The sequence below is a fragment of the Variovorax sp. YR266 genome, from assembly GCF_900107295.1.
Lineage (GTDB): Bacteria > Pseudomonadota > Gammaproteobacteria > Burkholderiales > Burkholderiaceae_C > Variovorax.
This window is the reverse complement of sequence record NZ_FNPM01000004.1, coordinates 213282-234891: the sequence shown is the minus strand read 5'-3', so window position 1 is coordinate 234891 and position 21610 is coordinate 213282. Positions and strand designations below refer to the sequence as shown.

Annotated in this window: 18 protein-coding genes; 9 read left to right on the top strand and 9 right to left on the bottom strand. The window is 67.6% G+C overall.

From position 1 onward, the window contains the following. Positions 1 to 161: 161 nt before the first annotated feature. The gene (locus BLW48_RS12990) at positions 162 to 629 is read left to right on the top strand and encodes a PTS sugar transporter subunit IIA (protein WP_093053983.1); all 468 of its coding nucleotides are present in this window, start codon (positions 162 to 164) and stop codon (positions 627 to 629) included. A 95-nt stretch (positions 630 to 724) separates the two neighbouring features. After that, on the top strand, positions 725 to 1684 hold the full coding sequence (gene hprK / locus BLW48_RS12985; protein WP_093053985.1) for an HPr(Ser) kinase/phosphatase: 960 nt from the start codon (positions 725 to 727) through the stop codon (positions 1682 to 1684). 16 nt (positions 1685 to 1700) lie between these two features. On the opposite strand, the gene fur is transcribed toward hprK, so the two are convergent. Further along, entirely contained in the window at positions 1701 to 2120 is a 420-nt protein-coding gene (fur, locus tag BLW48_RS12980) for a ferric iron uptake transcriptional regulator (RefSeq protein ID WP_019655576.1), read from the bottom strand. Positions 2121 to 2214: 94 nt separating this feature from the next. On the opposite strand from fur, the gene BLW48_RS12975 reads away from it, so the two are divergent. The 4 genes from BLW48_RS12975 (at position 2215) to BLW48_RS12960 (ending at position 4919) form a co-directional block, all read left to right on the top strand. After that, positions 2215 to 2778 carry an outer membrane protein assembly factor BamE gene (locus tag BLW48_RS12975; RefSeq protein WP_093053987.1) on the top strand — a complete coding sequence of 188 codons (564 nt, stop codon included), beginning with the start codon at positions 2215 to 2217 and terminating at the stop codon, positions 2776 to 2778. A gap of 104 nt (positions 2779 to 2882) precedes the next feature. After that, positions 2883 to 3725, top strand: a complete 843-nt coding sequence (dapB, locus tag BLW48_RS12970; RefSeq protein WP_093175250.1) for a 4-hydroxy-tetrahydrodipicolinate reductase — start codon at positions 2883 to 2885, stop codon at positions 3723 to 3725. A gap of 15 nt (positions 3726 to 3740) precedes the next feature. Beyond that, entirely contained in the window at positions 3741 to 4436 is a 696-nt protein-coding gene (locus tag BLW48_RS12965; RefSeq protein ID WP_093175248.1) for a MotA/TolQ/ExbB proton channel family protein, read from the top strand. A gap of 12 nt (positions 4437 to 4448) precedes the next feature. After that, on the top strand, positions 4449 to 4919 hold the full coding sequence (locus BLW48_RS12960) for an ExbD/TolR family protein (RefSeq protein WP_093053993.1): 471 nt from the start codon (positions 4449 to 4451) through the stop codon (positions 4917 to 4919). A gap of 1 nt (position 4920) precedes the next feature. On the opposite strand, the gene BLW48_RS12955 is transcribed toward BLW48_RS12960, so the two are convergent. From BLW48_RS12955 to BLW48_RS12925, 6 genes are all read right to left on the bottom strand, one after another. Then, positions 4921 to 7404 carry a glycogen/starch/alpha-glucan phosphorylase gene (locus tag BLW48_RS12955; RefSeq protein WP_093175245.1) on the bottom strand — a complete coding sequence of 828 codons (2484 nt, stop codon included), beginning with the start codon at positions 7402 to 7404 and terminating at the stop codon, positions 4921 to 4923. A 34-nt stretch (positions 7405 to 7438) separates the two neighbouring features. Beyond that, complete coding sequence (gene glgA, locus BLW48_RS12950; protein WP_093175243.1) at positions 7439 to 8920, bottom strand: glycogen synthase GlgA; 1482 nt, start codon at positions 8918 to 8920, stop codon at positions 7439 to 7441. 17 nt (positions 8921 to 8937) lie between these two features. After that, positions 8938 to 10245 (bottom strand): glucose-1-phosphate adenylyltransferase, encoded by a 1308-nt coding sequence (glgC, locus tag BLW48_RS12945; protein WP_093053999.1) that lies wholly within the window; start codon positions 10243 to 10245, stop codon positions 8938 to 8940. A 91-nt stretch (positions 10246 to 10336) separates the two neighbouring features. After that, positions 10337 to 12421 (bottom strand): glycogen debranching protein GlgX, encoded by a 2085-nt coding sequence (gene glgX / locus BLW48_RS12940; protein ID WP_093175240.1) that lies wholly within the window; start codon positions 12419 to 12421, stop codon positions 10337 to 10339. Positions 12422 to 13007: 586 nt separating this feature from the next. Beyond that, on the bottom strand, positions 13008 to 15179 hold the full coding sequence (glgB, locus tag BLW48_RS12930) for a 1,4-alpha-glucan branching protein GlgB (protein WP_093175238.1): 2172 nt from the start codon (positions 15177 to 15179) through the stop codon (positions 13008 to 13010). Positions 15180 to 15184: 5 nt separating this feature from the next. Then, on the bottom strand, positions 15185 to 16852 hold the full coding sequence (locus BLW48_RS12925) for an alpha-glucosidase (protein WP_093175235.1): 1668 nt from the start codon (positions 16850 to 16852) through the stop codon (positions 15185 to 15187). A 131-nt stretch (positions 16853 to 16983) separates the two neighbouring features. On the opposite strand from BLW48_RS12925, the gene BLW48_RS12920 reads away from it, so the two are divergent. From BLW48_RS12920 to BLW48_RS12910, 3 genes are read left to right on the top strand one after another with little or no spacing between them, the layout of a single operon-like run. Next, on the top strand, positions 16984 to 18441 hold the full coding sequence (locus BLW48_RS12920; protein WP_093175232.1) for an NAD(P)-binding domain-containing protein: 1458 nt from the start codon (positions 16984 to 16986) through the stop codon (positions 18439 to 18441). A 3-nt stretch (positions 18442 to 18444) separates the two neighbouring features. Further along, entirely contained in the window at positions 18445 to 18957 is a 513-nt protein-coding gene (locus tag BLW48_RS12915; RefSeq protein ID WP_093175230.1) for a CMD domain-containing protein, read from the top strand. Further along, positions 18954 to 19550 carry a peroxidase-related enzyme gene (locus BLW48_RS12910; RefSeq protein ID WP_093054010.1) on the top strand — a complete coding sequence of 199 codons (597 nt, stop codon included), beginning with the start codon at positions 18954 to 18956 and terminating at the stop codon, positions 19548 to 19550. Before BLW48_RS12915 ends, BLW48_RS12910 begins: the two co-directional genes overlap by 4 nt. Here the strand turns inward: BLW48_RS12910 and BLW48_RS12905 are convergent. Both BLW48_RS12905 and BLW48_RS12900 read right to left on the bottom strand, forming a co-directional pair. After that, positions 19545 to 20624 carry an NAD/NADP octopine/nopaline dehydrogenase family protein gene (locus tag BLW48_RS12905; protein ID WP_093175227.1) on the bottom strand — a complete coding sequence of 360 codons (1080 nt, stop codon included), beginning with the start codon at positions 20622 to 20624 and terminating at the stop codon, positions 19545 to 19547. The two genes, BLW48_RS12910 and BLW48_RS12905, sit on opposite strands and share 6 nt — an antisense overlap. Beyond that, on the bottom strand, positions 20617 to 21594 hold the full coding sequence (locus tag BLW48_RS12900) for a Bug family tripartite tricarboxylate transporter substrate binding protein (RefSeq protein WP_093175225.1): 978 nt from the start codon (positions 21592 to 21594) through the stop codon (positions 20617 to 20619). Before BLW48_RS12900 ends, BLW48_RS12905 begins: the two co-directional genes overlap by 8 nt. Positions 21595 to 21610 lie beyond the last annotated feature (16 nt).

The following is a 21610-nucleotide window of genomic DNA, read 5'->3' as shown; positions in this document are numbered from 1 at the left end:
GCCTTCGGGCGGCTTTTTGTTTTCCGACTGTTGCGGTAGGGCTTTGGCAAGCCCCCAGAGGGAAGCACGAGGCCTCAGGACAACATGTAGACAGAAAGTAAATAGGGGGACTGGGGGTTTTTACCAAGCGGGTGCATAATCGCCCCCGCTCTGCACCCACCATGAATCGCCTCGCGTCCATCCTGCCGCCCGCTCAAGTGCTTGTGAGCGTTGACGCTACTAGCAAGAAACGTGCTTTCGAAGAAGCCGGCCTGCTGTTCGAAAGCCTTCACGGTCTGGGCCGTGCCCTCATCACCGACAGCCTGTTTGCCCGCGAGCGCCTCGGCTCCACCGGTTTGGGCCACGGCGTTGCCATTCCGCATGGCCGCATCAAGGGCCTCAAGGCGCCGATGGCCGCGGTGTTCCAGCTGGCCAACCCCATCGGCTTCGACGCACCCGACGAGCAACCCGTCGCGCTGCTGATCTTCCTGCTGGTGCCCGAAGCGGCCACGCAGAAGCACCTCGAAATCCTCTCTGAAATCGCCGAACTGCTGAGCGACGCCAGCCTGCGCGAACAGATCAAGTCCAGCACCGACGCTTCTGCATTGCACGGCCTCATTGCCGGCTGGCAGTCGACCCAAGTCGCCTGAACGCATGTGTCGGCGCGTGCGGCTGCTGATAAGCTGCGCGGCACTTCTTCCCGTCACTCATCCAATGCCGGCGCCGGGCGCCGTCTCCTGAACGCATGAAGCCGACCGTCATCAGCGCCGATGCCATGTTCGAGGAGTTCCGCGGTTCGCTCCGCTGGGAATGGCTCGCGGGGCTCGGTGCTTCAGAGCGCCAGTTCGACCCCGAAGTCATCAGCCGCGCCCAGTCGGCGGCCGACCTTGTTGGCTATCTCAACTACATCCACCCGTACCGCGTGCAGATCCTCGGCGCCCGTGAGGTGGCCTACCTGACGCGCGGCAGCGAGGAAGACTGCGCGCGGCGCATCGCCCGCATCGTCACGCTGGAGCCACCGATGCTGGTGCTGGCCGACGGCCAGGCTGCGCCCGACGAGCTGCTGTCGATCTGCGAGCGCGCCCAGTTGCCGCTGTTCGCCACGCGCGAGTCGTCGGCCTTCGTGATCGACCTGCTGCGCGCCTACCTGTCCAAGCACTTTGCCGAGCGCACCTCGATGCACGGCGTGTTCATGGACATCCTGGGCATGGGCGTGATGATCACGGGCGAGTCGGGCCTGGGCAAGAGCGAGCTGGGACTGGAGCTGATCTCGCGCGGCAATGGCCTTGTGGCCGACGATGCGGTCGACCTGTTCCGCATCAACCAGAACACCATCGAAGGCCGCTGCCCCGACCTGCTGCTGAACCTGCTCGAAGTGCGCGGCATCGGCCTGCTGGACATCCGCGCGATCTTCGGCGAGACGGCGGTGCGCCGGAAGATGCGGCTGAAGCTCATCGTGCACCTCGTGCGGCGCGACAGCTTCGAGCGCGACTACGAGCGCATGCCCTCGGCGCCGCTCACGCAGGACGTGCTGGGCATCCCGGTGCGCAAGGTCATCATCCAGGTGGTGGCGGGGCGCAATATCGCCGTGCTGGTGGAAGCGGCGGTGCGCAATTCGATCCTGCAGCTGCGCGGCATCGACACGTACGCCGACTTCGTGGCGCGCCACCACAAGGCGATGGAAAACTCCCGCGACGGGGACTGAAAACGAGGGAGACGGATCAGCGCTTCTTTGCGCAGTCTCCGCACAGGCCGTAGAGCGACATGGCGTGGTCCTGCAGGATCCAGCCCTTGTCCTTGGCGATCATCTGCTGGCGGCGTTCGATCTCGGCGTCGTAGAACTCCTCGACCTTGCCGCAGGAGGTGCAGATCAGGTGATCGTGGTGCGTGCCTTCGTTCAGCTCGTATACGGCCTTGCCGCTTTCGAAGTGGCTGCGCTCGAGGATGCCGGCCTGCTCGAACTGCGTCAGCACCCGGTAGACGGTGGCCAGGCCGATGTCGGAATGTTCGTTCAGCAGCACGCGAAACACGTCTTCCGCCGTCATGTGCCGTTGGCTGCCGGTCTGGAAGATCTCGAGGATCTTCAGGCGCGGTAGAGTGGCCTTGAGGCCGGTGTTCTTCAGTTCGTCGATGTTGGCCATGTTGGTTCCTGCGCCCTGGGGCTGCGGCAAAAAGGCCCCGAAAAAGGCCAGCCGCTACAATGGCCGATCATATCGCTACCCCCTTTTTCCTCCCATGCCTGCCATTCTCCAACGCCGTCCCTGGCTGCTGGTTGCTGCCGTTGCCGCAACGCTCTGCCTTGGTGCCTGCAGCGGTTTCAGCGATCGCACGCGTGGCGCGCTGGCCGCTGTTACACCTTACAAAGTCGAAGTGGTGCAGGGCAATTTCGTGTCGAAGGAACAGGTCGCGGCGCTCAAGCCGGGCATGTCGCGCCAGCAGGTGCGTGAAATCCTCGGCACCTCGCTGCTGAACGACGTATTCCACGCCAACCGCTGGGACTACGTGTTCACGATCCGCCGCCAGGGCGTCGACCCGCAGGAACGCCACCTGACCGTGTTCTTCAATGGCGAGCTCTTGGACCGCTTCGAGGGCGACGAAATGCCCAGCGAAGAAGAATTCGTCGCCACGCTCGACACCCGCAAGAAATCGGGCAAGGTGCCGACGCTCGAGGCCTCGGAAGACGAGCTCAAGAAATTCGCACCCGCCAAGGACGATAAAAAAGCCGACGCCGCCGCAGGCACGTCGGCCTCCCTGCCGCCGCTGCCGGCCGCCTACCCCCCGCTCGAAGCCGCGCGCTGAGCGCAGCACAAGCAACAGCGGGCGGCGCCCGCCGAGTCAGGCGGCGTCCGTCCCGTGTCCATGCATGCCATTGGCCGTTTCGAAATTTCGAAGACTGAATCCGCGTGACTGAATCCACCTCCACTCCTTCCAGTTCCACCGCTGCGCCGCGCCGTGTCGCCGTCGCCGGGGCGTCGGGCCGCATGGGCCACATGCTGATCGAGGCCGTGCGCAACGCGCCCGACCTGCGCCTGGCCGGCGCACTCGACATCGCGGGCAGCCCGGCCCTCGGCACCGATGCCGGCGCCTTCCTGGGCTTCGACAGCGGTGTGTCCATCGTGTCCGACCTGCGCACTGGCCTGAAGGACGCGCAGGTGCTCATCGACTTCACCCGCCCCGAAGGCACGCTCGCGCACCTCGCGGTCTGCCGCGAACTTGGCGTGCAGGCCGTCATCGGCACCACCGGCTTCAGCGACGAGCAGAAGGCCGAGATCGCCGAGATTGCGAAAGACATCGCGATCATGATGGCGCCCAACATGAGCGTGGGCGTCAACGTCACCTTCAAGCTGCTCGAAATGGCGGCCAAGGCCATGTCGACGGGCTACGACATCGAAATCATCGAGGCGCACCATCGCCACAAGGTCGACGCGCCCTCGGGCACCGCGCTCAAGATGGGCGAAGTGATTGCCGATGCGCTGGGCCGCGACCTCAAGGACTGCGCCGTGTACGCCCGCGAAGGCATCACCGGCGAGCGCGACCCTTCCACCATCGGCTTCTCGGCCATCCGCGGCGGCGACATCGTGGGCGACCACACCGTGCTGTTCGCGGGCACCGGCGAGCGCATCGAGATCACCCACAAGTCGTCGAGCCGCACCACCTACGCCCAGGGCAGCCTGCGCGCGGTGCGCTTCCTGGCCGAACAGCGCGCCGGCTTGTTCGACATGTACGACGTGCTGGGCTTGCGCTAACCAAAAGGACCGCCGATGAGCGTGCTCGATCTGCTGACCCATGGCGACGGCGTCAGCCGTTCGGTGGCGGCGCTGCTGCTGGCGATGTCGATCGCGAGCTGGGTCATCATTCTCTGGAAGGCGTGGCTGCTGCGCGGCGGCACGCGCGACGTGCTGCGCAGCATCGCGGCGTTCTGGCAGTCGTCCACGCTGGTCGACGCCGAGCAGAAGCTCAAGGCCTTCGACCGCGCGACGCTCGTGTCGCCTGCAGTGTCGGCCATCAAGAGCGTGGCCGCCGGTGCGCCGGCCGGCACGCTGGGCGCCACGGTCGATCGCAACCAGCGGCTCACGCGCGTGCTGCGCGACGCCCTGCACGGCGTGCTGCGCCGGCTGCAGGCGGGGCAGATCCTGCTCGCCACGGTCGGCGCCACGGCGCCCTTCGTCGGATTGCTGGGCACGGTCTGGGGCATCTACGGCGCGTTGACGGGCATTGCCGGCCAGACCGGCGGCTTCACTATCGACAAGGTGGCCGGACCGGTCGGCGAGGCGCTCATCATGACGGCCTTCGGCCTGGCCGTGGCTATTCCGGCCGTGCTGGCCTACAACGTCTTCGGCCGCGTCATCGGCCGCATCGAGGCCGAGCTCGAAGGCTTCGCGCACGACCTGCTGGGCAGCTTCGGCACCCCGCCGGAGCCCGCTGCGCCGCCGCCCGCGCGGCCAATGCCGGTCTGAGCACTCAGCACCATGGCCTTCGGTCGCACTTCACTGGGTAGCAGCGCCGGCGGCGGTGGACGTGCCATGGGAGCGGGCGCGCAGCGGCCGCTGTCCGACATCAACGTCACGCCGCTGGTCGACGTGATGCTGGTGCTGCTGGTGATCTTCATCATCACCGCGCCGCTGATGGCCAGCTCGATCAAGCTCGACCTGCCGCAGACCGACGCCGGCCAGCCCAACGACGCGCCCAAGTTCGTGAGCCTGTCCGTCGATGCCTCGGGCAAGGTCTTCCTGAACGACCAGGCCGTGACCGACGAAGAACTGGCCACCCGCCTCGAAAAGGCCGCTGCCGACAACAAGGACACCGAAGTGCAACTGCGCGCCGACCAGACCGTGCCTTACGGCAAGGTGGTCGCGCTGATGGGCATCGCGAACAAGGCCGGGCTGAGCCGCATCGGCTTTGTGACCGAGGCTGAGCCGCCGAAGAAGCCCGGAAGCTAGGCTAGCCCAGCACCACGGGCTTGGTGTGCCAGATTTCATGCGCGTACTGCGCAATCGTGCGGTCCGACGAGAACGCACCCATACCCGCCACGTTGAGAATCGCCATCCGCGTCCACGCATCCGAGTCGCGGTACAGCGCATCGACTTCGGCCTGCTTGGCCACGTAGCTCGCGTAGTCGGCCAGCAGCAAATAGTGGTCGCCCCAGTTCACCAGTGCGTCGTAGATGCCCTGGTAGCGCGCCGGTTCGCCTGCTGAAAACGCGCCGTCGCGGATCGCGTCGAGCACGCGCTTGAGCTCGGCGTTCTCTTCGTAGATTTCGCGCGGCTGGTAGCCCCGTGCGCGGATGTCGGCCACTTCGGGCGTGGTGTTGCCGAAGATGAAGATGTTCTCCGGCCCCACGTTCTCGCGCATTTCCACATTCGCGCCGTCCAGCGTGCCGATGGTGAGCGCGCCGTTGAGCGCGAACTTCATGTTCCCGGTGCCCGAGGCCTCGGTGCCCGCCGTGGAAATCTGCTCCGACAGGTCGGCCGCCGGCATGATGATCTCGGCCAGGCTCACGCTGTAGTTCGGCAGGAACACCACCTTCAGCAGCTTGCCCACGCGCGCGTCGGCGTTGATGGTGCTCGCCACGTCGTTGATGAGCCGGATGACGAGCTTGGCCATCGCATACGCCGAAGCCGCCTTGCCCGCGAACACCACCACGCGCGGCACGATATCGATCGGTCCACCCGCCGCCTGCGCGTCGAGGATGCGGTGGTAGCGCGCCACCACGTGCAGCACGTTGAGCAGTTGCCGCTTGTATTCGTGGATGCGCTTGACCTGCACGTCGAACATCGCGTCGGTATCGATGTCGAGCTTCAGGTGCTGCTCGACCCAGTTGGCCAGCCGCAGCTTGTTCTCGCGCTTGGCATGGCGGAATGCACGTACGAAGGCCGGTTGCGCGGCCATGGGCTTGAGCGCCTCGAGTTGCGACAGGTCGCGCCGCCAGCCCTTGCCGATGCGCTGATCGAGCAGCGCCGCCAGCGGCGGGTTGGCCTGCGCCAGCCAGCGGCGCGGCGTGACGCCGTTGGTCTTGTTGTTGAAGCGCTCGGGAAAGATCTTCGCGAAATCCGAGAAGATCGACTGCTTCATCAGCTCCGAGTGCAGCCCCGACACGCCGTTGATCGAGTGGCTGGCCAGCACCGCCACGTAGGCCATGCGCACGCGCCGCTCGCCGGCCTCGTCGACCAGCGACAGCCTGCGCATCAGCTCCACGTCGTTGCCGACCTTCTGCGTCACGGTGGCGAGAAATTTCGCGTTGATGTCGTAGATGATCTGCAGGTGCCGCGGCAGGATGCGCCCCAGCATCTCGACCGGCCAGGTCTCCAGTGCCTCGTGCATCAGCGTGTGATTGGTATAGCTGAACACTTTCTGCGTGTGCGCCCAGGCCACGTCCCATGCGAGGCAGTGTTCGTCGAGCAAGAGGCGCATGAGCTCGGGCACCGCCAGCACGGGGTGCGTGTCGTTCAGGTGGATGCTGACTTTTTCGGACAGCTGGTCGAAGGTCTTGTGGTTGCGCAGGTAGCGGCGCAGCAGGTCTTGCACGCTGGCGCTGCAGAAAAAATACTCCTGGTGCAGCCGCAGCTCGCGGCCCGAGGGCGTGGAGTCGTCGGGGTAGAGCACGCGCGAGACGTTCTCCGACTGGTTCTTGCTCTCGACCGCGCCCATGTAGTTGCCGCGATTGAAGGCCGAGAGGTCGATTTCCTCGGTGGCGCGCGCCGACCACAGCCGCAGCGTGTTGGTGGCCTGCGTGCCGTAGCCCGGGATGATGGTGTCGTAGGCCACGGCCAGCACGTCGTGCGTGTCGACCCAGTCGGCCGCGCCGTAGGGGGCGTTGGTGCCCTCGCGCTTTTGCACGTGGCCGCCGAAGCGCACGCGATAGTTCACTTCGGGCCGCTGGAATTCCCACGGGTTGCCGCGCGTGAGCCAGTAGTCGGGCGTCTCGACCTGTTGGCCGTCGACGATGCGCTGGCGGAACATGCCGTATTCGTAGCGGATGCCGTAGCCCATGCCCGGCACGCCGAGCGTGGCCATCGAGTCGAGAAAGCAGGCTGCGAGCCGGCCTAGGCCGCCGTTGCCCAGCGCAGCGTCGGGCTCGCGCTCGGCCAGTGCGTCCATGTCGACGCCGAAGTCGGCCAGCGCCTCGCGCACCGTGTCGTAGAGGTCCACGGCCAGCAGCGCATTGGTGAAGGTGCGCCCGATGAGGAATTCCATCGACAGGTAGTAGACGCGCTTGAGGTCCTGCGCGTAGTTGGCGCGCGTGGTCATCATCCAGCGCTCGACCAGCTGGTCGCGCACCGCCTGCGAGGTGGCGTTGAGCCAGTCGTCCTGGCTGGCGGCGACCGGGTCCTTGCCGACCGCGTAGATCAGCTTGTTGGCCACCGCGCGCTTGAAGGCCGCGACGTCGCGGTCGGGGTGGTCATAGGCGAAGTCTTTGATCGTCATGGGCGCCCTTGTTGCGTGGAAGTTGTTGTGGTGGTCAGGCACGCGGGTGTTCGAGCGCCTGCCGGTAGACATCGATGTACTGCGCGGCCGCAGTGGCCCAGTCGGCCGGCCGCCGCATGGCGTTGCCGCGTACGCGCCGCCAGTCGGGCGCACGCTCGTAAAGCGCGAAGGCGCGGCGCACGGCGCGCTCGTAGTCGGCGACCTCGAAGCTGTCGAACACGAAGCCGGTGGCCTCGCCGCTGGCCATGTCTTCGAGCGAGCTGTCGACCACCGTATCGGCCAGCCCGCCGACGCGGCGCACCAACGGCAGGCTGCCGTACTTGAGGCCGTACATCTGCGTGAGGCCGCAGGGCTCGAAGAGCGAGGGCACCAGCGTCACGTCGCCCGCGCCGAACATCTGGTGCGCCAGCGTCTCGTTGTAGCCGATGGTGACGCCGACCGATTGCGGCGTGGCAGCCGCGCGCTGCCGGAAGGCTTCCTCCAGCCAGGTCTCGCCGCTGCCCAGCAGCGCCAGCTGGCCGCCCTGGGCGAGCAGCGCATCGAGCCCGCCCAGCACCAGGTGCAGGCCCTTCTGCTCGGTGAGCCGGCTCACCAGGATGAAGAGCGGCGCATCCGGCCGCTCGGCCAGCCCCAGCTGATGCTGCAGCACTGACTTGCAGCGCGCCTTGCCGGCCATGTGGCGGCCTTCGGGCGTGTGATAGCCCTGCATCAGCGCGGCGTCGGTCGCCGGGTTCCAGACCTTGTCGTCGACCGCGTTGAGGATGCCGCTGAGCACCCCGCTGCGCTGGCGCAGCAGGCCGTCGAGTCCGCAGCCCTGCTCGGGCGTCTGGATTTCGAGCGCGTAGGTCGGGCTGACCGTGGTGAGCCGGTCGGCGAAATACAGGCCGCCCTTCATGAACGAGACCTGGCCGTGGTATTCGAGCCCGTTCATCTGGAACGCAGCGCCGGGCAAGCCGAGCTCGGTGAAGTTCCAGGGCGCGAAGATGCCCTGGTAGGCCAGGTTGTGCACGGTGAAGACGCTGCCTACGTGCGGGCCGCCGGCCTGCCGCGCGAAGTGCAGGTAGGCCGGCGCGAGCGCGGCGTGCCAGTCGTGCGCGTGCACCACCTCCGGCCGCCACTGCGGATCGAGCCCTTGCGCCAGTTGCGCCGCGGCCCAGCCGAGCAAGGCGAACCGGCGGTGGTTGTCGCCGTAGGGCTGGCGCGAGGTGTCTTCGTAAGGATTGCCGGGCCGGCCGTAGAGCGCGGGTGCGTCGATCACGTAGGCCGGGATGCCGGGCGCCCCGTCGATGTCGATGTGCCCCAGGCGCAGCCCGAAGCGCTCGCCCCAGGGCGCGTTGAAACCGTCCACGGGCGCCAGGTCGCGCACGCCCGCCACGATGGCCGGAAAGCCCGGCAGCAGCACGCGCGCGTCCTCGCCTTCGGCCATGAGCGCCAAGGGCAGGGCTCCGGCGATGTCCGCCAGGCCGCCAGTCTTGAGGAGGGGAAAGAGTTCGGCGCTGACCTGGAGGATTCGCATCGTGGGGCGTTGTGGCCTCAGGCGGCCAGTCGTTTGAGCATCTCGCGTGTCACGAGCACCACGCCGTTCTCGGTACGCTCGAAGCGGGCGGCGTCGGCCGCGGCATCTTCGCCGATCACCATGTCGTCGGGTATGACGCAGGCGCGGTCGATCACCACCCGGTTGAGCCGGGCGCCGCGGCCGACTTCCACGTCGGGCAGCAGCACGGCCTCGTTGATCTCGCAGAAGGAATGGATGCGCACGCCGGAGAACAGCACCGAGCTGCTGACCTTGGAGCCCGAGACGATGCAGCCGCCCGAGACGATGGTGTTGACCGTCATGCCGTGCTGGCCGTGCCGGTCGAGCACGAACTTGGCCGGTGGCAGCTGCCGCTGGTAGGTCCAGATGGGCCAGTCCGTGTCATAGATGTCGAGCTCCGGGGTGATGGAGGCCAGATCGAGGTTGGCTGCCCAGAATGCATCAATCGTGCCCACGTCGCGCCAGTAGGCCTTGGCGTCGGGTCCGCGCGAGGCCCGCGTGACGCACGACATGCCGAAAGGATGGGCCAGCGCGCGGCCCTGGGCCACGGCGCGGGGAATGATGTCCTTGCCGAAATCGTGGCTCGAATCGGGGTTGACGCTGTCTTCTTCGAGCAGCTGGTAGAGGTACTCGGAGTCGAACACGTAGATGCCCATGCTCGCCAGCGCCACGTCGGGGTGGCCGGGCATGGCGGGCGGATCGGCGGGCTTTTCCAGGAAGGCCGTGATCTGGCGGCCGTCGTCGATGGCCATCACGCCGAAGGCCGTGGCTTCCATGCGCGGCACCTCGATGCAGCCGACCGTGCAGCCCAAGCCGTGCTCGGCGTGGTCCTTCACCATGATCGAGTAGTCCATCTTGTAGATGTGGTCGCCGGCAAGTACCACCACGTAGTCGTGCTTGGTCGAGCGGGTCTGGATGATGTCGAGGTTCTGGAACACCGCATCGGCCGTGCCGCGGTACCAGTGCTCGTCGCCCACGCGCTGCTGCGCGGGCAGCACGTCGACCATCTCGTTGAGCTCGGCGCGCAAGAAGCTCCAGCCGCGCTGCAGGTGGCGCATGAGCGAGTGCGACTTGTACTGCGTGACCACCGCCATGCGCCGGATGCCCGAGTTCAGGCAGTTGGACAGCGCGAAATCGATGATGCGGAACTTGCCGCCGAAGTACACGGCCGGCTTGGCGCGCCGGTCGGTCAGCTGCTTGAGGCGGGAGCCGCGCCCGCCGGCCAGCACCAGGGCGATGGTGCGGCGTACCAGTTGATGGGCCTGCAGCTCCTGCTGCGGGTGCGCTTGCGGTGTGAGGTTGTCCATCCTGTGTCTCCGTTCGTTCGTCTATTCGCTTGTTGGAATTCGTCGTCAGAGTTTCTGCATCGAGACTAGCACCGCGCCGTGCGCCTGGCTCCTACGTTCTTGCAATCCCGATGCTTGAAAAAGGAACTTGTGCCGTGTCGCCGAGCGGTTGGCCCACCTCGCCCGGGTCGTGCCCGGGGTCGGTGGAAAGGCTCAGGCGCCACGTGCCCGCGGGCAGCGTGAAGGACACGGCCTGCGGGCCTGCGTTCACCATCACCAGCCACGCGCTGCTGTTGTCGTCGGTGCCATCGCCGAAGAGGATTGCAAGGGCCGTGCCCGTGCTGTTCCAGTCGGCGGGCGTCATCGGTTCGCCGTCGGGGCGCAGCCAGCGAATGCCGGGTGGAGTGCCCTGCGGCGCTTCGGCCGGCCACCAGCGGGTGCTGCGCAGGGCCGGGGCCTCGCGGCGCAAGGCGGCCAGGCGCGCCACGAAGGCGCTCATGCGGGCGGCGTCGCTGCCGGGGGCGGACGCGCCGATCCATGCGAGCCAGGTGGTTTCGTTGTCCTGGCAGTAGGCGTTGTTGTTGCCCTGCTGGCTGTGGCCGAGCTCGTCGCCGGCCAGCAGCATGGGCGTGCCCTGGGACAGCATCAGCGTGGCGAGCAGCGCGCGCTGCAGGCGACTGCGCAAGGCCAGCACGGCGGGGTCGTCGCTCGGGCCCTCGACGCCGCAGTTGTTGCTCATGTTGTGGCCGTGGCCGTCGCGGTTGTCCTCGCCGTTGGCGAGGTTGTGGCGCTCGTTGTAGCTCACGAGGTCGCGCAGCGTGAAGCCGTCGTGCGCGGTGACGAAGTTGACGCTCGCGGTCGGTGCGCGGCCGTTGTGCGCAAACTGGGTGCTGGAGGCTGTGAAGCGATGGGCGAAGTCGCCGAGGCTGGCCTTGTCGTCGTGGTCCTGCCGCAGCCAGAAGCCGCGCTGCGTGTCGCGGTAGCGGTCGTTCCATTCGAGCCAGCCGGGCGGGAACTCGCCCAGGCGATAGCCGCCCGGGCCGATGTCCCATGGCTCGGCAATGAGCAGCGTGCGCGAGAGCACCGGGTCCTGGGCGATGGCGGCGAAGAAGGGCGCGCGCGCATCGAACCCCCGTTGTGCATCGCGCCCGAGCACCGGGGCGAGATCGAAGCGGAAGCCGTCCACGCCCATCTCGCAGGCCCAGAAGCGCAGGCTGTCCATCACCAGCTGCAGCACGCGCGGCTCGCCGAGGTTGAGGCAGTTGCCGCAACCGGTCCAGTTCTCGTAGAGGGCGCGGTCGTCGGCGCGCAGGTGGTAGTAAAGGGCGTTGTCGATGCCGCGCAGCGAGAGCGTGGGGCCGAGCTCGTCGGTTTCGGCGCTGTGGTTGTAGACGACGTCGATCACCAGTTCCATGCCGCGCGCGTGGATGGCTTCGGCCATGGCGCGGAATTCGTCGGCGGGGGTGGTGCCGGGGCGGCCGCTCCAGTAGCGGGCTTCGGGGGCGAACCAGCCGATGGTGGTGTAGCCCCAGTAGTTGCTCAGGCCCATGTGCTGCAGGCGCTGCTCGTCTGCTCGGTGCTGGACGGGCATGAGGCTCAGGGTTGTGATGCCCAGGGCCTGGAGGTGGTCGAGTACGGCGGGTTCCGCCAGGCCGGCGTAGGTACCTCTCAGGGCTGCGGGGACGGCGGGGTGGAGCTTTGTCTGGCCTTTTACGTGCAGTTCGTAGAGGACTCGGTCGCCTGCTGCGATGCGAGCGTGGCCGGGAGTGGCTGGTGCCGGACCTGATGCAGCTACCCGGGCCTTGAGGGCGACTGCGGCGTTGTCTCGGGTGTCTCTTTTGTCTGGGTTCGCTGGGTCGTGGCCCAGGAAGATGTCGCTGCCGTCGTAGTTGCCCACGATCTCTTTGGCGTAGGGATCGAGCAGGAGCTTGGCTGGGTTGAAGCGGGTTCCCTCTTGAGGGGACCAGGGGCCGTGGACTCGGTAGCCGTAGACCAGGCCTGGAGATGCGCTGGGGAGGTGGCCGTGCCAGATGCCGTCTGTTTGTGCTGGCAGTTTCAGGCGTTGTTGTTCGTTTTTGCCTGTGGTGTCGAAGATGCAGAGTTCTACTGCTTCTGCTGTCGGGGCTGCCAGGGCGAAGTTCACGCCTTGTGGTGAAGGTGTTGCGCCCAAGGGGAAGGGGGTGCCTGGGCTCAGCATTTGGCTGGCCTTTGGGTGGGTTTGCTTTCCGAGGCCGGGACTCGCCCCGGCGGGCGACCTACTTTTCTTTGCTTCGCCAAAGAAAAGTAGGCAAAAGAAAGGCGACCCCACTGTCTGCGACCCCTTCGCTTTGCGAAGGGGCAACCTGCGGTGCTCGCGTTTCGCGGGGTCTCGCCCAAACTCGCTTCGCTCAGACAAGGGCGAGCCCTGATCCGCGAAACGCTGCGCTCCTCGGCGCAGCCAGAGGGGAGGGGAAACGGAACGGGCCTTTGCTTCGCTCGGCTTGGTATTGGCTGTTGGATGTTCGGGGGCCGAGCGCAGCGAAGGCCTGCTGGGTTCCCCGATCCCTTCTGGCTGCGCCGAGGAGCGCAGACGTAGGAGGGATCAGGGCCGCAGCTGTTTGAGCGAAGCGAGTTCTGCGGCCCCCCTCCGGAGTCGAGCACCGCAGGTTGCCCGCAGCGAAGCGGAGGGACGCAGACAGTAGGGTCGCCTTTCTTTTGCCTACTTTTCTTTGGCGAAGCAAAGAAAAGTAGGTCGGCCGCCGGGCCGAGACCCGGCCCCGGGAAGCAAACCAAGTCACAAGCTTTCAAGCCAACACCCACATCACAGTAGCCAGCGGAGGCACGCTGATCGAGATCGAATCCGCCTTCCCATGCCAAGCAACAGGAGCGCTTTCGACAACCCCATTGCCAACCCCACTCCCCCCATAAACCGCCCCATCCGTATTGATGATCTCCCGGTAGGAACCCGAAGCAGGAACCCCCAACCGATACCCATGCCGAGGCACAGGCGTGAAGTTGCAAACAGCCACAACAAACGCCCCATCCCGCCCCCGCCGCACGAACGCAAACACCGACTGATCCGCATCGTCATGCACGATCCACTCGAACCCCGCCCCGTCATGGTCAAGCTCATGCAACGCAGGAAAGTGCCGATACACGTTGTTCAAGTCGCGCACCAGCCGCCGCACTCCTTGGTGAGAGGCATGCTCCAGCAGATGCCAGTCCAGGCCGCGGTCCGCATTCCACTCCGCGTACTGCGCGAACTCCCCGCCCATGAACAACAACTTCTTGCCGGGATACGCCCAGAGGTACCCGTACAGGTTGCGCAGGCCAGCAAACCTCTGCCACTCGTCCCCGGGCATGCGCCCGATCAGCGATCCCTTGCCGTGCACCACCTCGTCATGCGACAGCGGCAGCACGAAGTTCTCGCTGTGCGCGTACATCAGCCCGAAGGTGATCTGCTGGTGATGGTGCTTGCGATAGACCGGGTCTGTGCCCGCATACGACAGCGTGTCGTTCATCCAGCCCATGTTCCACTTGTAGTGAAACCCCAGCCCGCCGTCTTCCGGCGGACGGGTCACGCCGGGGAAGCTCGTCGACTCCTCGGCCAGCGTCACCGCCCCAGGCCGCTCAATACCCACCACGCGGTTCATGCGCCGCAGGAAGTCGATGGCCTCCAGGTTCTCGCGTCCGCCAAGCACGTTCGGCACCCACTCGCCGGCCTTGCGGCTGTAGTCGCGGTACAGCATCGATGCCACCGCATCCACGCGCAGGCCGTCCACGCCGTAGCGCTCCAGCCAGTACAGCGCATTGCCGACCAGGTAGTTGCGCACCTCCGTGCGGGCGTAGTTGAAGATCAGCGTCTGCCAGTCGTTGTGGAAGCCCTCGCGCGGGTCGGCGTACTCATACAGCGCCGTGCCGTCGAAGCGGCCGAGGCCGTGCGAGTCGGTCGGGAAGTGCGCGGGCACCCAGTCGAGGATCACGCCCAGCCCGGCCGCATGCGCGGCCTCCACGAAATGCCGGAAGTCGCCCGGCGTGCCGAAGCGCGAGGTCGGCGCGTACAGGCCGATCGGCTGGTAGCCCCATGAGCCATCGAAGGGGTGCTCGGTGATCGGCAGCAGCTCGATGTGCGTGAAGCCCAGGTCGCGCACATAGGGCACCAGCGTGTCGGCCAGGTCGCGGTAGTCCAGCCATTCGTGACCGTTCTTGCGGCGCCATGAGCCCAGGTGCACTTCATAGATGCTGATTGGCGCGTGGCGCTCGTTTGCGGCGGCACGGCCTTCGGGCATCTTCACCGGCGCGGGCAGGGGCTGCACCACGCAGGCCGTGTCGGGCCGCAGCTGCGACGAGAACGCGAAGGGGTCGGCCTTGCGCAGCACCTCGCCCTGCGCCGACAGGATCTCGAACTCGTAGCTGTCGCCGACGGTCACGTGCGGCGCGAAGATCTCCCACACGCCGCACTCGCGGCGCAGCCGCATCATGTGGCGCCGGCCGTCCCAGTTGTTGAAGTTGCCGACCACCGACACGCGCCGCGCATTCGGCGCCCAGACCGCGAAGGCCACGCCCTTCACGCCGTCCATCTCGCGGATGTGCGCGCCCAGCCGCTCCCACGGCCGCAGGTGCGTGCCTTCGGCCAGCAGCCAAACATCGGTTTCGCCGAGCACGAACGGAAAGCGATACGGGTCTTCCAGCCGCGAGGTGTGCGCCTCCCAGTCGACCTGGAACGAGTAGCCCATGCGGGCTTCGGCTGCCGGAACCAGCCCGCTGAACAGGTCCGAGCCTTCGTGCCGCGCGAGGATGGCCAGCGGCCAGCCGGTGCGCGAATGCACCACGGCCACGCGCTGCGCGCCGGGTAGCAGCGCGCGCACTTCCAGGCCCTCGGGCCTCTCGTGCGGGCCCAGCACGGCAAACGGATCGCCGTGCTCCGCGCGCATCAGCGCATGGACTTCGGACTCGGGCAGCGGCTTCAAGGGCATGGTGGTCAGCTTCGTCCTTCAACGGCGGGTGTGCCGAAGAAGACGCCGTACGGCGCCAGCGTCAGCATGCGCTTTTCATCCACGGTCTGCATGACGGCGGTGTGCTCAAGCGGCTGTCCGACGAGAGGCATCAGCCCGTCGGGCAGCGGCATCGATACCGGCTCGCTCCCTAAGTTGAAGACCGCCCGCAGCGAGAGTTTTCCGTCGCGCCGCTCGAAGTGCAGCAGTGGCTCGGGTGCGTCGATGAAGCGGATGCCACCGGTGCGCAGCAGCGGTTGCGTGCGCCGCCAATGCAGCAGCGTGCGGCTGAAGGCCAGCATCGACCCAGGGTCCGCGGCCTGTCGTTCGACGGCCAGCGGCAGGTGGGCGCCGTACACCGGCAGCCAGGGCGCGCCGGTGGTGAAGCCGCCATTCGGCGCCTCGGCGGTCCATGGCATCGGTGTGCGGCAGCCGTCACGGCCCTTGAACTCGGGCCAGAAAGCGCGGCCGTACGGGTCTTGCAGCAGTTCGAACGGCACTTCGGCCTCGGGCAGGCCCAGTTCCTCGCCCTGGTAGATGCTCGCGCTGCCGCGCAGCGCCAGCAGCAGCGTCAGCCAGAGCCGGTCGCGGCACGTGTCGGGTGCGCCGCCGTCGCTCCAGCGCGTGGCGACGCGCGGCACGTCGTGGTTCGACATCGCCCAGCAGCCCCAGCCGTTCGTGGGTTCGAGCGCCTCGTCAAGGGCCTCGACCTGGTGGCGCAGGTGCTTGGGACTGTGGTCGGCCGTCAGCAGGCTGAAGCTGTAGGCCTGGTGCAGTCGCTTGCCGCGATCGGTGTATTGCGCCATGACGGGCGGCGCGTTCTCGTCGCCGACCTCGCCCAGCGCCACCGCGCCGTAGCCGTCGAGCAGCCGGCGCAGGCTTTCGAGGAACGCCAGGTTCTCGTGCTGGCTCTTGTCATACAGATGCTGCTGCATCGCATAGGGGTTGTCGGCGCGCACCGTGCTGACTTCGCCTATCGAGGCCAGCGAGGCCGGCGGGTTGTCGCGCAGCTGCGCGTCGTGAAACTGGTGGTTGCAGGCGTCGAAGCGAAAGCCGTCCACGCCGCGCTCGCACCAGAAGCGCACCTCGCCCAGCAGCGCCTCCTGCACTTCGGGGCAATGGAAGTTGAGGTCGGGCTGCTCCGCCAGGAAGCTGTGCAGGTAGTACTGCCGCCGGCGCGAATCCCACTGCCAGGCCGAGCCGCCGAACACCGACAGCCAGTTGGTGGGCGGCGTGCCGTCGGGCTTGGGGTCGGCCCACACGTACCAGTCGGCCTTGGGGTTGTCGCGGCTCGAGCGGCTCTCGGCGAACCAGGCGTGCTGGTCGGACGTGTGCGACAACACCTGGTCGATGACGAGCTTCAGGCCCAGTTCGTGCATCCGCGCCAGCATGGCGTCGAAGTCGGCCAGCGTGCCGAACATGGGGTCTACGGCGCGGTAGTCGGCCACGTCGTAGCCGAAGTCCTTCATCGGCGAACGGAAGAAAGGAGAAACCCAGATGGCGTCGACGCCGAGGCTGGCCACGTGCTCGAGCCGGGACGTGATGCCCGGCAGGTCGCCGATGCCGTCGCCGTCGCTGTCCATGAAGCTGCGCGGGTAGATCTGGTAGATCACCGCACCGCGCCACCATTCGCTGCTGTCGGTATTGCTGCCCATGCCGGTCCCTGTGGTCTGAAATCATTGTGGCATGCGAAATTCGGGCCAGTGATACGCAGGTGCGGGGCGGCGGTGCATGGCGCGAAGACCCGTGAAGCTTTCTACACTGGGCGCCGCTCCCGCTTTTCAAAATGACGACATCAGATTCCGCCTCTTCTTCCCTCGCCGCGCTCGAAGCGCGGCTTGCCCAGGACCTCGAATACCTCGGCTGGCCCGGGCGCAACTGGATGCCTGTGCGGCAGGCTGGCGGTGAACCGATGCTCGACGTGGCCGTCATCGGCGGCGGGCAGGCCGGCCTGGCTGCCTCGGTCGCGCTGGCGCAATTGGGCATTCGCGCGGTGGTGTTCGACCGCTCGCCCGCGGGCAGCGAAGGCCCCTGGGCGACCACGGCGCGCATGGAGACGCTGCGCTCGCCCAAGGAGCTCACCGGTCCCGCGCTGGGCCTGCCGTCGCTCACCTTCCGGGCGTGGTTCGAGGCCCAGTTCGGGCTGGAGGCCTGGACGGCGATGGACAAGATCCCGCGCCTGCAGTGGATGGACTATCTGGTCTGGTACCGCCGCGTGATGGGCGTGGACGTACGCAACGACACGGCCGTGACCGGCATTCATCCGCTGACCGATGCCACCGGCGTGCGCCTCGATCTGCGCACGCCGCAAGGCGAACGCAGCGTGCTGGCGCGCCGGGTCGTCCTCGCCACCGGGCGAGACGGCCTCGGCGGGCCGGCCATTCCCGCTTTCGTCAACGCGCTGCCGCGCTCGAAATGGGCGCACTCCTCCGACGAGATGGACTACGGCCGGCTCAAGGGCCTGCGCGTGGGCGTGGTCGGCGCGGGCTCTTCGGCCATGGACAGTGCAGGCACCGCGCTGGAGGCAGGCGCGCACAGCGTCGAACTGCTGATCCGCCGGCCCGACCTGCCGCGAGTCAACAAGGGCAAGGGCGCGGGCGTGCCGGGGCTCACGCAGGGCCACTACGACCTGCCCGACGAACTCAAGTGGCGCATCCGCCACTACATCAACGTGGCGAACGTGCCGCCGCCGCACGGCAGCACGCTGCGGGTGTCGGGGCACACCAATGCCTTCTTCAACTTCGGCTGCCCGATCCTGGCCATCGAGCCGAAGGGCGATTCGATGCGCGTGTCGACGCCGAAGGGCGACTTCGAATTCGACTTCCTCATCGTCTCGACCGGCTTCAAGGTCGACTGGCCCAACCGCCCCGAGTTCGACGGCATCGCCGCCCAGGTGCGCACCTGGAAAGACCGCTTCGTACCCGCTCCCGGCGACGAAGACCAGGAACTGGCCGACTCGCCCGACCTCGGGCCGGTCTTCGAATTCCAGGAGCGCGTGCCGGGCGAATGCCCGGGGCTTGGGCGCATCCACTGCTTCTGCTACCCGGCGGCGCTGTCGCACGGCACGGTGTCGGGCGACATCCCGGCCATCAGCGACGGCGCCAAGCGGCTGGCGAGCGGCATCGCCAGCCTGTTCTACCGCGAAGACTTCGACCACCACTACGCCAACCTCGAGGCCTACGCCGAGCCGGAACTCTTCGGTGACGAATGGACGCCCGCGCTGCCGCCTCAGGAAAGAAACTGAACCATGACAACCAGCACTCCCACTTCCGATGTGATCGATGCCGCCGTCCCGCTGGCGCCAGACCACCCCACCTGGGCGCTGCGGCGCCAGCGCGACAAGGTCGTCGCCGCCACGCAGGGCAGCTACGACGCGATGTTTTCCCCGGCCGTCGAAGGCCTGTCGGTGAGCGAGCGGCTGCTGGTGGCGCTGCATGCCTGCCGCGTGTCGAAGGCGGACAGCCTTGCCGCGCATTACCGCGACCGGCTGGCGGCCGAAGGCGCGGACAGTGCCGTGACCGCGGCGGTGGACGCCGGCAAGCCCGTGGCCGATGCGCGCCTGCACGCCGTGCTGGCCTTCACCGGCAAGCTGATCGAACGCCCCATCGAGGGCGACAAGGCGGCTGTGCAGTCGCTGGTCGACAGCGGTCTGTCGACGCCCGCCATCGTGGCGATGAGCCAGCTGATCGCCTTCCTGTCGTACCAGATCCGCGTCGCCGCGGGGCTGAAGGCGCTGGCAGCGGTGGAGGTGGCGGCATGACGGCCCCGATCCGCATCAAGGGCTTCACCAACGAGGTGCTGAAGTGGAAGCCGTGGCTCGACACGGTGAACGTCGACACCGCCACGCCGGCGCAACTGGCGGCGCTGGACGAGATGAGCCCGCAGGCGCGCACGTCGCCGTATTTTCTGGTGCTGGCGCATCAGCCCGAGATACTGCTGCAGCGCTCGATTGCCTTCAACGCGATCATGTTCGCGCCGGGCGGCATGCCGCGCGCCGAGCGCGAGCTGGGTGCCACGGTGGAGTCGCGCGTCAATGGTTGCGTTTACTGCGCCTCGGTGCATGCGCAGCGCTTCGAGCAGCTGGCCAAGCGCAACGACGTGATCTCGCAGGTGTTCGAGGAGCCGGCGGGCGCGGGCACCACGGCACGCGAGAAGGCCATCGTCGAGTTTTCGATCCGTCTTGGCGCGGAACCCGACAAGGTCTCGGCCGACGACGTGCGCGGGTTGAAGGAGGTCGGGCTGACCGAGCTGGAAATACTCGACCTGATCCATTCGGTCGCCATCTTCGCCTGGGCCAACCGGCTGATGCTCAACCTCGGGGAGCCGGTGTTCCCCGAAGCAGACGGTTCATAGGCGCGCGAGCAGCCCGGCGACGGTTTCGCTCGCCAGGCCCAGCGGTTCGAGCAGGTCGTTTTCGCGGCGGAAGTCGACGCCGTTGACCAGCGAGGCCGCATCCACGATGGTGCGCGTCGCGGGTGTCGGCACGCCGGCGATGGCGCCCAGCGCCTCGACGAACGCCAGGCCGTAGGGCATGTCCTCGGTCACGTAGCGGGTGTCGACCTGCGTGGGGCCGGGCGGGCCGCCGCGCTTGGCGTGCAGCTCGGCGGCGATGTCTGCGAGCTTTTCAGACGTGGTGCCGAAGGAGCGCGCGAAATGCGCCTCGATGGGGCCGAGCTCGATGCCGAAGGCTGCCGCCACGGCGCGGCGTTCCTGGTCAAGTGCCTCGATCGCGCGCGACACGCCGGGCGTCATGCAGTGGTACTGCGGCCAGTTCTCGGCGCGCTCGATGCGGGTCCAGTTGAAGACCGCGAGCGGGCCGTGCGACTGCGGATTGACGTTGGCCAGGGCGCTGGCAAGGGCGCCGTCCTGCGCGGAGAAGCCGTCGCCGAAGAGGGCGGTGCACAGCGCGACGGCTTCGCCGACTTTTGAGCCGGGCAGGGCGGAGACGCCGACGGCCTTGCGTCGCGTCATCACCCTGACCTGCGTGCCCGATTCGCGGCGCGCGGTCAGTACGGTCGTGCCGAAGCTGGCGACGGTGATCTGCCTGCCCGCGCGGCGGGCTGCTTCATGGAGATAGAGCGACGACAGCGAGGCCATCGAGCTGACGATCACGGTCTGGCCGTCGCGCAGGCAGGGGAGCAGAGCGTCCATCACGCGCTTGTGGCCGTTGACCGGCAGGGCCAGCAGCAGTACGTCCGAGGCCGCGCACAGCCCGGCCGCATCGTCGGCAACCTCGACGGTCACTGAAAAAGACTGGATGCCGCTGGCCTCCAGTGCCTGCGTGCGCAAGGCTTCTGCGCCCTGGCCACCCGGCGACCACACGGTGACGCCGTGGCCCGCCTGCCGCAGCCAAGCCGCGCTGGCCAGCGCGATTGCCCCGGTGCCCGCGATGCCGACGCGGTACTTCTTGCCCGAAAACTCAGTCAACCTTGATCCCGCCCTGCTTGATCACCTTCGCCCAGCGCTGGCTGTCTTCCGTCACGACCTTGCCCAAGGCAGCCGGGCCGCCACAGGTGTTCACCGCGCCCAACTGGGCGAAGCGCTGTTTGGTCTCCGGCAGGTTGCACACCTCGAGCAGCGCCGCCGACAGCTTCTCGACGCTCGCCGCCGGCATGCGCGCCGGCGCCATCACGCCGACCCAGACCGGCACTTCCATTCCAGGCAGGCCGGTGGCCTCGCCGATGGTGGGGGCCGAACCCATGCTGGGAAGGGAAACCCGGGAGAAGGTGCCGAGCACGCGCGCCTTGCCGCTGGCGACCATGGGTTCGATCGAGGCCACGCTGGTAACGATGGTCGCCACCTGCCCGCCCAGCAGGTCCGTCATGGCGGGCGCGGCGCCCCGGTAGGGCACGTGCAGCAGGTTCGTGCCGCTCGCCTGCGCCAGCAGTGCCCCGGTCAGGTGCGACACGGTGCCGTTGCCGGTCGAGGCATAGGTCACCTGGCCCGGCTTGGCCTTGGCATCGCGCAGCACGTCGGCCACCGTCTTGTAGGGGCTCTCGGTGCGCACGGACAGCGTCATCGGCGTGTCGGCCACCAGGGCCACCGGCACCAGCTCGTGCACCGGGTCGTAGGGGAGCTTGGGCTGCAGGTGGGGGGCGATCGTGATCGCACCGCCAGTGGCCAGCAGCACCGTGGCCCCGTCGGTTGCCTTGGCCACCGCGTCGGCGGCCACGATGCCGCCAGCGCCGGCCTTGTTGTCGATGATGACGGGCTGGCCCAGCTTGTCGGTGAGCTTGGCGCCCAGGTAGCGCGCGATCACGTCCTGCGCGCCGCCGGTGGCGAAGGGCACGACGATGCGCAGGGGCTTGTCGTTCTGCTGGGCCCACAGGGGCGTGGCGGCGAGGCCGACGGCGGCGGCCGCTAGGCCCAGGGCGAGGTGTTTCAGGCGCAGTTTCATGGTGTTCCAGGCGGTG